Raw genomic sequence first — 14,791 nt, 5'->3', positions numbered from 1 at the left:
TCGATGAGTACGACCCGACGAACGTGGCGGCACACACCGCGTCGAGTGATGCTGGTGGTCGCCACACTGTGCGGCCTTGCGATGCTCACCGCCGCGCCGGCGGCCTCCGCCCACGTCACCGTCGATCCGGGAACGTCGCCGACCCAGGGCCGCTACGGTCAGGTCCGGCTGCTCGTGCCCAGCGAGGACGACAACTCCCCCACCGTCGGCGTCACGGCCACCATTCCCGACGGCGTCGATCTGACATCGGTGCGAACCCTGCCGATCCCGGGCTGGACCGCGACCATCGACCGCACCGAAACGACCGGATCGCAACGGATCTCCCGTATCACCTGGCAGGCGGCGACTCCCGAGAACGGACTCCGGCCCAGCGAATTCGGGCAGTTCACCTTCTCCGGCGGGCCGTGGCCGAAGAACACGACGTCGATCAGCCTCCCCACCGAACAGCGATACGGCAACGGCACGATCGTTTCGTGGAACGAGGTCGCCGCAGCGGGCCAGCCGGAGCCGGAACATCCGGCGCCGGTGGTCACACTCGCGCCGGCCGCCGCGGGCGAGCACGGCGCCGTCGACGCCCACGGAGCCGAGGAAGCATCCATCGACGAGGCGGCCACGCAGAGTGACGGGTCCTCGTCATCGTCATCCGGGTGGTGGCAGGCGGTGTCGGTGGTCGGTGTGGCGCTCGCACTCGCCGCCCTGGTGGGCATCGCACTGCTGTGGCGCCGTAGCGGTGCGGCCGCCGGCCGCACCGCGGTGGTGTCAGCCGAAACCGACACCGCCTCCGAGCATTTGCCCGATACGGACGAGGAGAGGATCGGCTCGTCCAGCTGACGTCGGCGTCTCAGAAATCGATGGTCACCGTGCGCGGGGGCTCGCCGTACGGGTAACGCCGTTCAGTGATGTCGCCGTGACCGTCGTGGTCGATGCGCACGACTGTGCTCGCCCGCGTGCCATAGTCGCCCATCTCGACGAACATCGCCGACAACGCGCGTTCCTGCGCCACCGGCACACCCGTATGCGGAAGATGAGTGTCGTCGGCGATTGTGGTGTCGTGCAGCATGTTCAGCAGCACCGTCGGCTCGGCTTCGAGGTTCTCCCGGAGCGCCTGTACGCCGCGTGTGATCTTGGGCCACGGTTCGTCGAGTAGCCCGTTGGACACCCCGTGCAGTCCCGGTGCGACCCGGCTCGTCGTCGCTTCGGCCGGGGCTGCGCCAGGATGGTTCGTCGCCCAATGCATTTCGACGCCATCATCGAGCAACAGGTTCACCGGTGCGTAGTCACCGGCGTGCGCGACAAATGCCGCACACATCCCCGATGCCGGCGCGTCCGTCGTCAGGAAGTCGACCGGCAGCGCGCCGCGGGACCGCTTGTCCGGCAACGGTTGTGCAATACCGTCGCGCACGTTGGTGACCGCGGCCAACCGATGCGAGTCGAGGGTCGAGATCCCCATCCATGTTCCACCGGCCGCAAGGTCCCGTCCACCGATCACCGGCAGATCCGGCCACCGATGTACCGGCTCGGTGCGGCGCGCGAAGAACTCGTCGCGATTGGCGGCCAGCACCAGCCGAAAGCGCGGATGGGCATCGAGGGCGAACAGGATCAGGCACACGCAGGCAAGGCTACCGACGATCGAGCCCCCGGAACTCCGACCCATGGAAGATCAACGGCTCGACACGGGTGTCGGCCCGTACGCCAAGCACCTCGAGCAGTATGAGTCGATGGTCACCGGCTGCCGTCTCCGACCTGATACTGCACTTCATAAGAAGCGCCGAATTCGGAAGGAACACCGCGCTGTCTGCATCGACGATCGTCTCGATGTCCTTGAACCTCGCCGACTTGTCCTTCGCGGCGAGCTGAGCGCAGATCTCCCCGTGATCGGCGCCGAGGATGCTCACGCCCAGGTGAGTCGCTCGACGAAGGCGAGGCCAGGTCGTCGACGACTGCTGGACGGAGAACAGGACCAGGGGTGGATCCAGGGAGATCCCCACCTGAAAGGACGATGCCACCAACGCGACCGGCTCGCCCTCGACGGCGGCGCACAATGCGGCGATACCCGAAGGGAATCGGGAGAACGCCGACCTGATCGCCGCCGAGTCGGCCGGCATCGGCGTAGTCGTCACATCGATTGGGCTCGACGCTTCCCGATTCACTGCAGCACCTTCGACAGCTCGTTCTGCCGTGCCCGCGCCCGCATGCGGATCTCAGCGGTGTCGGCGGTGAGCACCTCACGATCCTTGACCACTACCCTCCCGTCGACGAGGACGGTGTGAACGTCGCGGCCACTTGCACATTCGTAGAGAAACACCGTCTCCGACGCATAGCCGGCAGCGTCCGGTCCGTCGGTGGCGAGCAAGACCACGTCGGCACGCTTGCCGACCTCGAGACCGCCGGTGTGCTCCCCGGTCCCCATCGCGCGCGCACCACCCACGATCGCCATCTCGAGCGGTTCCCGGGCCGACACGCCGTTCCGATTGTGTACGGGAGTCGCGTAGATGTGCTGCTGACCGATTCGGACCAACATTGCGACCCGGAAGAGGTCGAGCGTGCCGAGGGTCGAGACGCCATCGGTGCCCAGCCCGATCGCCACGCCGCGACGCCACATGTCCAAGGCCGGCGGCCGTCCGATCGCGTAGTTCCCTTTGCACAGTGAGCCGCGGAAACACCGTGTCGGGCAAACAATTCCACATCATGACCATTGGCGAGCACCGAATGCGCTCCGTGCAATGTCGGAGTGAACACCCCCAGCCCGATCAAGAACTCGATCGGTCGCCTGCCATAACGTTCGAGCGCGAAGTCGATCTCGTAGGTTCCCTCGACGAGGTGCGTGTGCACCTTCACACCGCGTACGGCGGCCTCACGATGGATATCGACGATCAACTCCGGCGTGCCGGAGATGATCTGCCGCAGCGACATTCCTGCGCTCACCCTGGTGGAGCCGTCCGGTTTCGCGGGCCCGTTCTCCACCAGTTCGACGTTCTGGGTCAGGGCGCGCTCGGTCGACACCACCATCGAGCCGGGCAGTCGGGCGCCGCCGTCCATCGTGGACACCGAGACCGACCCGCGAATGCCGGTGGCGAGCGCCGCGGTCGCCATCGCTTCCGGATGCGGTCCGCCGGCCTCGAAGAATGACGTGGTCCCGGTGGCCAGCATGGTTGTGTAGGCAAGCAATCCCGATAACTCCACATCGTCGGGCGAGAGTGCGGCCTCGAACGGCACCAGGTATTCACGCCACGTCGGCACACGCAGCGATCTTTGCTGCCCGAGAGTGGCCAAGAGTCCGCGCATCAACGTCTGCGCGGTGTGCACATGAGCATCCGTGAGCCCCGGGATGGCGATCTTCCCGCCGGCAAAGATCCGCTCGGCCGGCGTCCACCGCTGCAACACGTCGACGGTCCTACCCACATCGACGATCGTTCCGTTCCTGATCGCGATGCCACCGTCGTCATGGACACTTCGGTCTTGGTCGAAGGTCACGACGAATGCATTCTGGATAACCAGATCAGCGGTGTTCATGGCACCCCTTTCGGGATCGGTGAGCCGAACGACTCGGCACTACGAGACGGTCGTCTGACCGGGGACGAAGCGATACGCCCCGCCAGGGTGTGTCGGGCTCAGCCGGGAGTGACCGAACAGTCGTTCACGCAGTGTGGTCCCGTGCAACGGGTCCCGGCGCCCCCGCCGTTCGAGTTCGGGCAACGCGTACTCGACGAAGCGGCCGAGTTCGGCGATGTCGATGGCAGGCGAGAGCATGAAGCCGTCGAGGTCGGTCGTGTCGACGATGTGTTCCATCTTGTCGGCCACCTCCGCGCCGTCGCCGACGATGACCCAGTCGCTGGGGGTGGCGCCCTTGAGGTCGTCGAGGATCTCGCGCACCGTCGGTCCGGGCTCTCCGTTCTGCGGGAGATACCGCGCGACATCGCTCTGATTCAGTTCTCCGAGTGAGGCACCGTCGGCACGCTGGGTGAGCGGACGATCGGGATCGAGCGCCAGAAGATCTATACCGGCGAGGTTGCGGTATACCGCCGCCACGGTCTCGTCGGTCTGCTGCGCCAGAACACTTCGCCGGAATTCCTGGGCGTCGGCGGTGGTCGCGCCCGCGGTGATGGAGATGCTGCAGAACATCTTCAGATCATCGGGAGCGCGACCGGCGAGTTCTGCTCGATGCCGGATGTCGGCCACGGCCTCGGCGGTCGCCGACAGGCTGTCCGATTTCACGAACACGCATTCGGCATACTTCGCGGCGAAGGCCCGTCCGGTCTGCGACGTGCCTGCCTGGAACAGCAGGGGTGTCCGTTGGGGCGACGGCTCAACAGCCAGATATCCCTTCGTCCGGTAGTACTCGCCGTCGTGCTCGATACGTCGCAATTTGTCGGGGTCGGCATAGGTGACCGCTCCGGTATCCCTGATCACCGCGTCGTCGTCCCAGCACCCCTCCCAGTAGTTGAGGCACAAATCCATGTATTCCCGCATGCGGGAATACCGCAGCTCGTGTCCCCGCATGGCATCATGGCCGAACAGCTGCGCGATCGTGTCCTGTCCGGAACCGGTCACCATGTTCAGACCGACCCGGCCGTTCGTGAAATGATCCAGTGTGGCAAGGCGTTTCGCCATCTGGATCGGATGGTCGAGTCCTGTGGGTGTGGTGTAGACCAGGCCCAGGTTGCGCGTCACCTGCGCCAGCGCCGGAATGATCATCTGCGACTCCACACCGGCAAAACCACCCTGGCGAACCGAGATCTCGTTCGCGTATCCATCATCGGTCATGGGATAGCCGTAACCGTCCGCGAAGAACAGGAAGTCGAATCCGGCATCATCGAGCATCCGCCCCATATCGCACCAGAACCCGAGCGAGGCATATTCTTGATGTCTGCTCATCGGATGCGTCCACCCGATCTTGTTCCCGTTCTGTGGGCGCGGCGACTCGAAGACACCGAGACCGATCCGTTTCTGTGTCAAGTTCTTCCTTCTCTCGCATCAGTTCTGTTCGTCGATGGTGAATCATCCGTGGGCGTCCTTCGTCGCACGAGCCGTATCGTCGTGCGTCGGTGTGCACTCGGGTGTCACGACACCCGGTGTGCCGCACCGGGATGAGTCCCCTTGAGATGGGCATGCCCGAACATCCGCTCCCGGAACGTCGGGCCACCCGGCTCCTCGCGACGCCCACGTCGTCGGAGTTCGGGTAGGGCGTGATCGGCAAATCGCTGCAATTCGGCGATGTCGACGGCCGGCGAGAGCATGAACCCGTCGATGTCGGTGGTATCGACGATGTGCTCCATCTTGTCGGCGACTTCTGCGCCGTCACCGATGATCACCCAATCGCTCGGGTTTGCACCTTTCAGATCCTCGAGAATCTCGCGAACCGTCGGACCGGACTCGCCATCTCGCGGCAGATAGCGCGCCACATCGCTCTGGTTCAGCTCGCCGAGCGCCATTCCGTCCGCGCGTTGGGTGAGTGGCAGGTTCTCATCGAGTTCGAGGAGGTCGATCCCGGAGAGGTTCCGATACAGTGCCGCGACGGTCTCATCGGTCTGCAGCGACTGCACCTCGTCGCGAAACGCCCACGCATCCTCGGTTGTCGGCCCCGAGACGATACTCACGCTGCAGAACATCTTGATGTCGTTGCTGTCGCGCCCAAAGCCCTCAGCACGCCGACGGATATCGGACACCGTCGCCGCGGTACGGTCGAGCGCATCGGATTTGACGAAGATGCACTCCGCGTACCGAGCGGCGAAATCCTTTCCGGTATCCGAGGTCCCCGCCTGGAAGAGGGTCGGAGTGCGCTGAGGCGACGGCTCGACCGTGAGGTACCCGTTGGTTCGGTAGTACTTTCCTTCGAAGTCGATCCGATGAACTTTCGCGGGATCGGCGTACACGAGCTGGTCGACATCGACCCGTACCGCGTCGTCCTCCCAGCAGCCCTCCCAGTACCTCAGGCAGAGATCGATGTATTCGTTCGTTCGCGCATATCGCAACTCGTGGTCTCGCATCGACTCATGTCCGAAGAGCATCTTCACGACATCCGGCCCATTTCCGGTCACCATGTTCAAACCCACCCGGCCGTTGGACAAATGGTCAAGGCTGGCAAGTCGACGCGCCATCTGGATCGGATGGTCGAGTCCGGTCGCCGTGGTGTAGACGAGCCCGAGGCTCTCCGTCACCGATGCCAGCGCCGGGATCAACATCTGCGCCTCGAGATTGGGGAATCCACCCTGCCTGATGGACGCCGGATTCGCGTGATCACCACTTGTGGGATAGCTATACGTGTCAGCGAAGAAGAGAAAGTCGAACCCCGCGCGATCCATCATACGTGCCATATCCATCCAGAATCCCAATGAGGCGTATTCCAGATGCCGGCTCTGCGGATGCGTCCATGCGATCTTGTTCCCGTTGATGGGCCGCACCGTCTCGAATGCGCCCAATCCAATTCTTTTCATAATTCTCCTAGCGAGGAAACGCGCGATGCTAATCTGCGATGCCGATTCGTCGGCTGATCACTGCGCTGATGGCGCCGAGGAGTCCGTACAGGATGAGGACGAGGACCACCATCAGTGCGCTGACGGTCCACAGTTGCAGGTATTGGCCGTGTACCGATGCGAGCGCGATCATGTATCCCACGCCGTCGCCGGTGGCGAGCCATTCGGCCAGCATCGCGCCGCTGATCGCGGCCGGTACGGCGATTCGTACCGAGGCGATGATCGACGGGACCGAGTACAGCAGTTGTGTGTAGCGGGCGACGTCGACGTTGCGGCCACCGCTGGCGCGGATGACGTCGCCTGTGGTGGCGGGTGCGCCACGCAGTCCGGCGATCACGTTGACCATCGTCGGGAAGAACGTGATGAGGACGATGATCACGGTGACCGCGATCAGACCGCGTCCGAAGACCAGCACGATCACCGGTGTCATCGCGAGCAGCGGGATCGACCGGACGACGGTGGCCACCGCGGTGAATGGTCTGCCCACACTCGGCGCGGCGACGGCCATGATGGCGGCGAGTACGGCCACGACGATGCCGCACACGAACCCGACGGCGGCGTGAACTATTGTCTGTCCCAGCGCGGTTCGGAACGAGCCCCAGAATCCGGTCGGGCCTCCCCGGTCGGTCAGCGACGATGCGGCCGCGACTCCGTTCGGATCGCCGCTGATCATGAAGCGGATCACTTCGTCGGGGGTCCGGACGAAGTACGAGTCGAACCCGAAGACGTAGCGCAGGCTGTACCAGAAGCCGATGATCAACACGAAGGACGCCACTGCCGCGAGCACCGTTTTGGCGGGCCCCAGGCGGTGCCCGGCGCCGCCGGCCACCGAGGTCCCGACGGTGACGTCCTCCCCCGCCCACGGCACAGCGATCCTGGCGACAAGGGTGACCAGGCCGAAGCCCGCGGTCGCGATGAGACCGGCGAGCAGTCCGATGGCCCAGACGCGGTTGACGAAGAACTGCTGCTGCGCGACGAGCAGAATTGCGCCCAGCCCTTCTTCGGAACCGAAGAACTCACCCAGCATCGCGCCCACGACCGCGGCGGGGACACCGATCTGGAGTCCGGCGATGATGTGCGGCAAGGCCGAGGCGAATCGCACCCGGCGCAGTTGCGCCCACGAGCCTCCGCCGCTGGCGGTGATGACGTCCATGGCGCGCGTATCGACCGAGTTGAGGCCCAGCAGCACACCGATCAGCAGTGGGAAGTACACCAGTAGCGCCGCGACGATGATGCGCGCCATCTCGGGCTCGGCCGCGACCACCACGATCGGGGCCACCGCGGCGATCGGGATGACGTGTACGACGGTGGCAAGGCTGACCACCACCGGCCGGCTGAACGGCAACGCGAACGACACCGCCCCGAGGACCGTCGTCACCACGACCGCGGCGAGGAGTCCGCACACCGCGGTGTACAGGGTGCTCGTGGTGTTGTCCCACAGCAGCGGCCAGTCGTCGATCATGGTCGCGATGATCGACCACGGGTACGGGATCGTCGTGGCCCCGACCACCGCGGTGATCGCCGCCCACACCGCCACCGCACCGACGATCAAGGCGATCGGGATCCCGACGCTTCGCCAGTTCACACCGGCGATGCGCCGGGGTGGCGTCGCCAACGCGTTGAGGACCGCCACCTCATGCCTCCTGTGCGTGGGTCGCCCGCTGCAACTTCTGCGACAAGTCGTCGGCGTAGGCGTGGAACTCCGGGGACTGCCGCACCTCGGCGGTCCGCGGGCGATCCAGCTCGATACCGACACGGTCGACCACCCGGCCCGGTCGCGCGGCCATCACCACGATCTCGTCGCTGAGGAACACCGCTTCGGTCAGCGAATGCGTCACCAGCAGCGTGGTCGACGGCCGTTCGGTCCAGATCCGCTGCAATTCGATATTCATCTGGTGCCGGGTCATATCGTCAAGCGCCCCGAACGGTTCGTCGAGCAACAACACCTCGGGTTCGAGCACCAGCGCCCGCGCGATCGCCACACGCTGGCGCATCCCGCCCGACAACTGCGCCGGCCGGGCCTTCTCGAATCCGGTCAGCCGGGTCAATGCGATCAGATCGGCGATGAGCTTCGGGTCGACCTTGCGCCCTGCGACCTGCAGCGGGAGAGCGATATTGGTTTCCACGGTGCGCCATGGCAACAACGCCGCGTCCTGGAAAGCCACACCGATCCGATGATCGCGTTGCGCCTTGTGCGGTGAATCACCGAGTACCGCCACCGATCCCGTCGTCGGATCATCCAGACCCGCGAACATCCGCAACAATGTGGACTTGCCACACCCCGACGGGCCGATCAACGTGGTGAACGACCCCGCCGCCGTCGGGAACGACACCCCGTCGAGCGCGGCGACGACACCGTGACGTCCCCGGAACTCGCGGGTCACCTTGGCTGCCACCAGCCCGGTACCCAGCGGCGTCGGCGACTCGGCCCGACCCGGGCCGCCGGACACCTCGACACTCACTTCAACACCCCTTGCGCCACCGACTGATCGAACATCTTGTGCGCGTCGAGGTTGACCTTCAGAATCCGGTCGATCAATTGCTGATTGGTCGCGATACCACCATCGGTGATCTCGGTGAGTTTGCCGTGATAGAGCTGCTGGCCCTGCGTGATCAACCCTGCCCACACCTTGGCGCCGTCGATCTGCGACTGCTCGGTCAGTCCCTGCTTCGCACCGTAGGCGTCATACACCACCTTCCCGACGTCATCGGGATTGTCGATGAATGCCTGAGAGCCGCGTTGGGTCGCGGCGATGATGCCCTTGATCGCCTTGAGCTTCTTCGGATCCGACAACGAATCCTTACGAACGACAAGAACACTCGACCACCGGTTGTAGCCGTAATCGGCCACCGGAATGAAATTGGTCTGGATGCCCTTGTCTGCCAACGCCACCGGAATGTTGCCCTTTGGCGTAGTGCTGATGTCGACGTCGTGGTTCACCAATGGGGTGGGCGAACCGTCAACCGGAACCAACGTGATGGAATCGGTGTTCACCCCGATGGACTTGAGGAATGGCACGGTGGTGCGGTCGTTGGCCGCCACACCCAGGCGTTTGCCCTCGAACTGATGTGGATCGGTGATGCCCGAATTCTTGAGCGTGACATAGCCAAAGGACGAGTACTGATAGATCGCGGACACGGCGACCAGCGGCGCACCGTTGAGAACCGCATTGGCCAGCGACTCACTGCTGAACAGGCCGACGAGTGCTTTCCCACTCGTCACCTGGGCGTCGATGGCCACCTGAGGCCCGCCCGCGAGAATGCGCGCGTCGACACCCTCATCGTGATAGAAGCCTTTCTGGTCGGCGTAGACGAATGACCCGTTCTCGATATTCGGCAGCCATCCCAGCTGGATACTCGCGCGGTAGCCGTTTCCGTCGTCACCCGAGCCTCCTCCCGAACACGCGGCGAGCAACACGGTCAACGTCGCCGCCAACACGGCGACGACTGTGGTCAGTACGCGTCGCTTCCGACGACGGGCACTGTTGGTGGTTTCGAACACAAGGTCTCCTCGGAGATTCAGGGGGATACGATCGGTGTGGGCAAGACGCCCTGGTCAGGCAGGCGGTAGACCCGCGTCCCGGACCGAGCCCGGAAGCCGGAGATCGGCAGAACCCGTCAGTCGTTCACGCAGCGTGCCATCCGCCGGCGCCTCGGGGATTGCACCCCGGTCACGGAGGATCGGCATCACACGCTCGATGAAGTCGTCATAGCAGTCGACCCCGCCGAACGTCCGCTCTATCAGGAATCCGTCCAGATCTGCTTGTGCGCCAACGGTGATGAGTTGTTCGGCAGCATGTTCGGGAGTTCCGGTGATCTTGAGGCCGCCGGTGGTCTTGGGCAGGCCCGCCAAGATCTCCCCCACCGTCGGACTGGCAGCGCCGTTCTGGTACTTGGCCGCCGACGACTGCCCGTTCTCCGAACGCGCGCCGTCGAGTGTGCTGTTGCGCGGCCGGTTCATCAGGTTGATGCTGCTGTACCCCAGGTAATGGGCCGCCAATGCCTCGATCGACGGGGTCGCCTCGAGTTCGGCGCGGATCTCGTGTGCGCGTTCCTCGGTGTCGGCGACGACGACCGAGACACTGTTGATGACCTTGACCGAGTCACGGGCCCGGCCCGACTCGGCCGCAGCCGAACGTACGGCGTCGACCATGGCGCGTGTCGAGGCGCTATCCCGCTTCTGGATGAAGACGCATTCGGCAAAGTCGCCACCAAAACGCAGCCCACGTGGTGAACTTCCGGCCTGGAACAGCGCAGGGGTGCGCTGCCGCGACGGGTTGACGGGGTAGTACCCGTCGAAGGCGTGGAACTTGCCCTGATACTTGAGCCGATGAACATGTGAGGGGTCGATGGCCGTCCGTGCTCGCTTGTCGAACACGAAAGCGCCGTCGTCCCAGGCAGTTTCCCAGAGCTGCAGGCATAGTTCGACGAATTCTGTTGCGCGGTCGTATCGTTCGTCGTGACGGACAACCGAGGGCTCGCCGAGGAGCTTGACCAGCGACTCCTGCATGTCGGAGGTGACAATGTTCCAGCCGATGCGTCCGGCGGTCAGATGGTCGAGGGTCGAGAAGCGGCGTGCGTGGATGTAGGGACGCTCGATGGTGGTGGACGCGGTGACCACGAAACCCAACCGCGGTACCGTCGCCGCAAGCCCGGAGATCAACGACATCTGGTCGAGGACCGGGAACTGGACGGCCTCACGGATGACCACTTCGGGCACGTCGTCGCCATCCATCGGATAGCCACTCGCGTCGGCGAAGAACAGGTAGTCGAAACCACCGGCATCGAGACGGCGTGCCAGATCCTGCCAGTACCCGAGCGTGTCGAAGTCCCGGGTATCGCTGCGGGCATGCGACCACGCATTACTCAAGAAGTTGGGGCACATGATCTCGAATGCGCCGAGAGAGAGTGTCTTTGCAGCCTGCGGCACCTGGGGTGCTCCTCATGACCTAGATGGTGAATGAATTGCACGACGTTGTGCCGAATCGATTTTGCAAGTGCTCAGACCCGCACGCAACAGAGAGGAGCTTGATTTTCAGGAACGTAACGAACACGAAACTCAGCTGGCGGCACCGGCTCCCAGGCCGCTCCACAACAAACGCCACAGGCCGCCGTCATGATGACGGCGGCCTGTGGCGTTTACCTGTGGCTCAGGGGCGGAGGCCCCCTGTCGATCAGGCGTCGGCAGTCGCCTTGTCGTCGGCCGGCGCGTCGTTCTTGGCGTCGTCGTCGACCGGGATGAGGCTGATCTTGCCGCGCTCGTCGATGTCGGCGATCTCCACGCGCAACTTCGAGCCGACGTTCACGACGTCCTCGACCTTGTTGACGCGCTTGCCCTTACCGAGCTTGGAGATGTGCACCAGGCCATCGCGGCCCGGCAGTAGTGAGACGAACGCGCCGAAGGCGGTGGTCTTGACCACTGTGCCGAGGAAGCGCTCGCCCACCTTGGGCAGCTGCGGATTGGCGATCGCGTTGACGCGGTCGATTGCCGCCTGCGCCGAAACGCCGTCGGTCGCACCGATGAAGACGGTCCCGTCGTCCTCGATGGAGATGTTGGCGCCGGTCTCCTCGGTGATCGTGTTGATCGTCTTGCCCTTGGGCCCGATCAGCTCACCGATCTTGTCCATCGGAATCTTGATGGAGGTGATCCGCGGCGCGTACGGGCTCATCTCGTCGGGCTCGTCGATCGCCTCGGACATCACGTCGAGGATCGTCAACCGGGCATCCTTGGCCTGGTTCAACGCACCGGCGAGCACGTGGCTCGGGATGCCGTCGAGCTTGGTGTCGAGCTGCAGCGCGGTCACGAAGTCCTTGGTGCCCGCGACCTTGAAGTCCATGTCGCCGAAGGCATCTTCGGCGCCGAGAATATCGGTCAGGGCAACATAGCGGGTTTCGCCGTCGACGGTGTCGGAGACCAGACCCATCGCGATACCTGCCACCGGAGCACGCAGTGGCACACCGGCATTCAGCAGCGACATGGTCGAGGCGCAGACCGAACCCATCGAGGTCGAGCCGTTGGAGCTCAGCGCCTCGGAGACCTGACGGATCGCGTACGGGAACTCCGCGACACTCGGGAGGACCGGCACCAGGGCACGCTCGGCGAGGGCACCGTGGCCGATCTCGCGGCGCTTCGGAGACCCGACGCGACCGGTCTCACCGGTCGAATACGGCGGGAAGTTGTAGTGATGCATGTAGCGCTTGGAGGTCTCCGGCGTCAGCGAATCGATCTGCTGGGCCATCTTGACCATGTCCAGGGTGGTGACACCGAGGATCTGGGTCTCGCCACGCTCGAACAGTGCACTGCCATGGGCACGCGGGATGACCGCGACCTCGGCCGACAACGACCGGATGTCGGTGATGCCGCGCCCGTCGATGCGGAAGTGATCGGTCAGGATGCGCTGACGCACAAGCTTCTTGGTGACCGAGCGGAAGGCCGCACCGATCTCCTTCTCGCGTCCCTCGAACTGCCCGGCGAGCTGATCGAGGATCTGCGCCTTGAGTTCGTCGGTCTTCTCGTCGCGCTCCTGCTTGCCCGCGATGGTGAGAACCTGCGAGAGCTTCTCGGTGGCCGCGGCGGACACGGCGTCGAAGACGTCGGACTCATACGGCGGGAACAGCGGGAACTCGGCGGTCTCCTTGGCCGCGGCGGCTGCCAGCGACTTCTGTGCCTCGCACAGACGCGCGATGAACGGCTTGGCGGCCTCGAGGCCCTCGGCGACGATCGCCTCGGTCGGCGCCTGCGCACCGCCGGCGATGATCTCGATGACGTTCTCGGTGGCCTCGGCCTCGACCATCATGATCGCGACGTCGGCATCGTCACCGCTGCCGGAGACGATGCGGCCGGCGACGACCATGTTGAACACGGCGCCGGCGAGCTGCTCGACGGTCGGGAATGCCACCCACTGGCCGGCCTTGTTCTCCTCGGTGGGGACGAGCGCGACACGCACGCCACCGACCGGGCCGGAGAACGGCAGACCGCCGAGCTGGGTGGAGGCCGACGCCGCGTTGATCGCGACGACGTCGTAGAGGTCCTTGGGGTCGAGGCTGAGCACGGTCACGACGACCTGGATCTCGTTGCGCAGGCCGTCGACGAACGTCGGCCGCAGCGGCCGGTCGATCAGGCGGCAGGTCAGGATCGCATCGGTCGAGGGACGGCCTTCGCGGCGGAAGAACGAGCCCGGGATGCGCCCGGCGGCATACATCCGCTCCTCGACGTCGACGGTGAGGGGGAAGAAGTCGAAGTGCTCTTTGGGGTGCTTGGACGCCGCCGTCGTCGAGAGCAGCATGGTCTCGTCGTCGAGGTAGGCGGTCACCGAACCGGCCGCCTGCTGGGCCAGTCGGCCGGTCTCGAAGCGGATGGTGCGGGTGCCGAAGCTGCCATTGTCGATGACAGCGGTGGCCTCGGTGATGGTTTCGTCGAAGTCGGTGAAATCTTCGGTGGTGGTCACATCGGTCATGTGGGGTGTTGATCCCTTCGTTGCGGCCGCATCCGGCGGCCGTGGGTGGCCGCATCGTGCGGCCTTCGTTATGCGGATATCGACTGATCGGCGAACGGGGCGAAGACGGCACTCAATCGTCGACTCGTCTCGGTGCCCGCGTATGCGTCAGCCCGGAACACGCATGAGTGCGATCGTCGACGGGAGGTGATCGGCGCGCTTGTGCGCCCCGCTTGTCTGCTCAGACGGCCTTCGATCGAAGCGGCCGGAAACTTCGTGTTCCGGCGGCCACTACCGAGGACCGATCTGGCTCGTCATCACTTCCGTGGACTCACACGTCACGGCAACGTTCCGTCGCCAGCTTATCATCGATACGCCAAAGACCCGGTCACCTCCAGTGAAGGTGGCCGGGTCTCCGATGTCTGGATGCAATCGCGCAGCGACAGTCGCTGACGGACCGTTCAGCGACGCAGGCCGAGCCGCTCGATGAGCGAACGGTAGCGCGCGATGTCGACCTTGGCGACGTACTTGAGCAGGCGACGGCGACGGCCGACCAGCAGCAGCAGCCCGCGGCGGCTGTGGTGATCGTGCTTGTGCTCCTTGAGGTGCTCGGTGAGGTCGCTGATGCGCTTGGTCAGCAGCGCGACCTGAGCTTCTGGTGAGCCGGTGTCGGTCTCGTGCAGGCCGTACTGGCCCAGGATTTCCTTCTTCTCGGCAGCTGTCAGTGCCATGGAGATACTCCTAATTTCTCAGTGCCGCGACAATTCTGATCCCCGTCTCGCGCCCACCAGGGCGGGTTCGGGGCGGCGTGCCACCGCGGACTGCAGCAACGCCGACGAGCCAATCTACCAGCGGCAATCGGCCGCACCCAAATCGACGGGC

Annotated in this window: 12 protein-coding genes and 1 pseudogene; 1 reads left to right on the top strand and 12 read right to left on the bottom strand. The window is 64.7% G+C overall.

Annotated features, from left to right (window positions below):
* Nucleotides 1-3 precede the first annotated feature (3 nt).
* Complete coding sequence (locus ACLQ3C_RS03125; protein ID WP_425703341.1) at nt 4-831, top strand: YcnI family protein; 828 nt, start codon at nt 4-6, stop codon at nt 829-831.
* 10 nt (nt 832-841) lie between these two features.
* Here the strand turns inward: ACLQ3C_RS03125 and ACLQ3C_RS03120 are convergent, their stop codons facing one another.
* The 12 genes and pseudogenes from ACLQ3C_RS03120 to rpsO all read right to left on the bottom strand — a co-directional run bounded on the left by ACLQ3C_RS03120 (nt 842) and on the right by rpsO (nt 14,640).
* Nucleotides 842-1,609, bottom strand: a complete 768-nt coding sequence (locus ACLQ3C_RS03120; protein ID WP_425703339.1) for an NRDE family protein — start codon at nt 1,607-1,609, stop codon at nt 842-844.
* 10 nt (nt 1,610-1,619) lie between these two features.
* A complete protein-coding gene (locus ACLQ3C_RS03115; protein ID WP_425703337.1) occupies nt 1,620-2,105 on the bottom strand; it encodes a flavin reductase family protein in 486 nt (161 codons plus the stop codon).
* A gap of 41 nt (nt 2,106-2,146) precedes the next feature.
* On the bottom strand, nt 2,147-2,626 hold the full coding sequence (locus ACLQ3C_RS03110; RefSeq protein WP_425703534.1) for an amidohydrolase family protein: 480 nt from the start codon (nt 2,624-2,626) through the stop codon (nt 2,147-2,149).
* 68 nt (nt 2,627-2,694) lie between these two features.
* A pseudogene (locus ACLQ3C_RS03105) lies at nt 2,695-3,285 on the bottom strand (amidohydrolase family protein); the annotation flags it as partial.
* Nucleotides 3,286-3,552: 267 nt separating this feature from the next.
* Complete coding sequence (locus ACLQ3C_RS03100) at nt 3,553-4,956, bottom strand: NtaA/DmoA family FMN-dependent monooxygenase (protein WP_425703335.1); 1,404 nt, start codon at nt 4,954-4,956, stop codon at nt 3,553-3,555.
* A gap of 104 nt (nt 4,957-5,060) precedes the next feature.
* Nucleotides 5,061-6,434 (bottom strand): NtaA/DmoA family FMN-dependent monooxygenase, encoded by a 1,374-nt coding sequence (locus tag ACLQ3C_RS03095; protein ID WP_425703333.1) that lies wholly within the window; start codon nt 6,432-6,434, stop codon nt 5,061-5,063.
* Between the two features lie 28 nt (nt 6,435-6,462).
* Nucleotides 6,463-8,106 (bottom strand): ABC transporter permease, encoded by a 1,644-nt coding sequence (locus tag ACLQ3C_RS03090; RefSeq protein WP_425703331.1) that lies wholly within the window; start codon nt 8,104-8,106, stop codon nt 6,463-6,465.
* Between the two features lies 1 nt (nt 8,107).
* Nucleotides 8,108-8,935, bottom strand: a complete 828-nt coding sequence (locus ACLQ3C_RS03085; RefSeq protein ID WP_425703329.1) for an ABC transporter ATP-binding protein — start codon at nt 8,933-8,935, stop codon at nt 8,108-8,110.
* Nucleotides 8,932-9,975, bottom strand: coding sequence for an ABC transporter substrate-binding protein (locus ACLQ3C_RS03080; RefSeq protein WP_425703327.1), 1,044 nt, complete (start codon nt 9,973-9,975; stop codon nt 8,932-8,934). The genes ACLQ3C_RS03085 and ACLQ3C_RS03080 overlap by 4 nt, the downstream gene beginning before the upstream one ends.
* A gap of 54 nt (nt 9,976-10,029) precedes the next feature.
* A complete protein-coding gene (locus ACLQ3C_RS03075; protein ID WP_425703325.1) occupies nt 10,030-11,403 on the bottom strand; it encodes an NtaA/DmoA family FMN-dependent monooxygenase in 1,374 nt (457 codons plus the stop codon).
* 244 nt (nt 11,404-11,647) lie between these two features.
* Nucleotides 11,648-13,930 (bottom strand): polyribonucleotide nucleotidyltransferase, encoded by a 2,283-nt coding sequence (locus tag ACLQ3C_RS03070; protein ID WP_425703323.1) that lies wholly within the window; start codon nt 13,928-13,930, stop codon nt 11,648-11,650.
* 440 nt (nt 13,931-14,370) lie between these two features.
* Nucleotides 14,371-14,640: a 30S ribosomal protein S15 gene (rpsO, locus tag ACLQ3C_RS03065; protein WP_425703321.1), complete on the bottom strand. Its 270-nt coding sequence runs from the start codon at nt 14,638-14,640 to the stop codon at nt 14,371-14,373.
* Between the last annotated feature and the right edge of the window lie 151 nt (nt 14,641-14,791).

The organism is Gordonia sp. DT30, from assembly GCF_049844915.1.
Lineage (GTDB): Bacteria > Actinomycetota > Actinomycetes > Mycobacteriales > Mycobacteriaceae > Gordonia.
The sequence above is the reverse complement of the archived record's forward strand: the minus strand, read 5'-3'. Positions and strand labels throughout refer to the sequence as shown.

What these genes read in the sequence shown, in the direction of transcription:
- ACLQ3C_RS03125 (WP_425703341.1), top strand. Translation starts at nt 4, where the DNA reads ATGAGTACGACCCGACGAACGTGGCGGCACACACCGCGTCGAGTGATG.
- ACLQ3C_RS03115 (WP_425703337.1), bottom strand. Translation starts at nt 2,105, where the DNA reads ATGCCGGCCGACTCGGCGGCGATCAGGTCGGCGTTCTCCCGATTCCCT.
- ACLQ3C_RS03095 (WP_425703333.1), bottom strand. Translation starts at nt 6,434, where the DNA reads ATGAAAAGAATTGGATTGGGCGCATTCGAGACGGTGCGGCCCATCAAC.
- ACLQ3C_RS03070 (WP_425703323.1), bottom strand. Translation starts at nt 13,930, where the DNA reads ATGACCGATGTGACCACCACCGAAGATTTCACCGACTTCGACGAAACC.
- rpsO (WP_425703321.1), bottom strand. Translation starts at nt 14,640, where the DNA reads ATGGCACTGACAGCTGCCGAGAAGAAGGAAATCCTGGGCCAGTACGGC.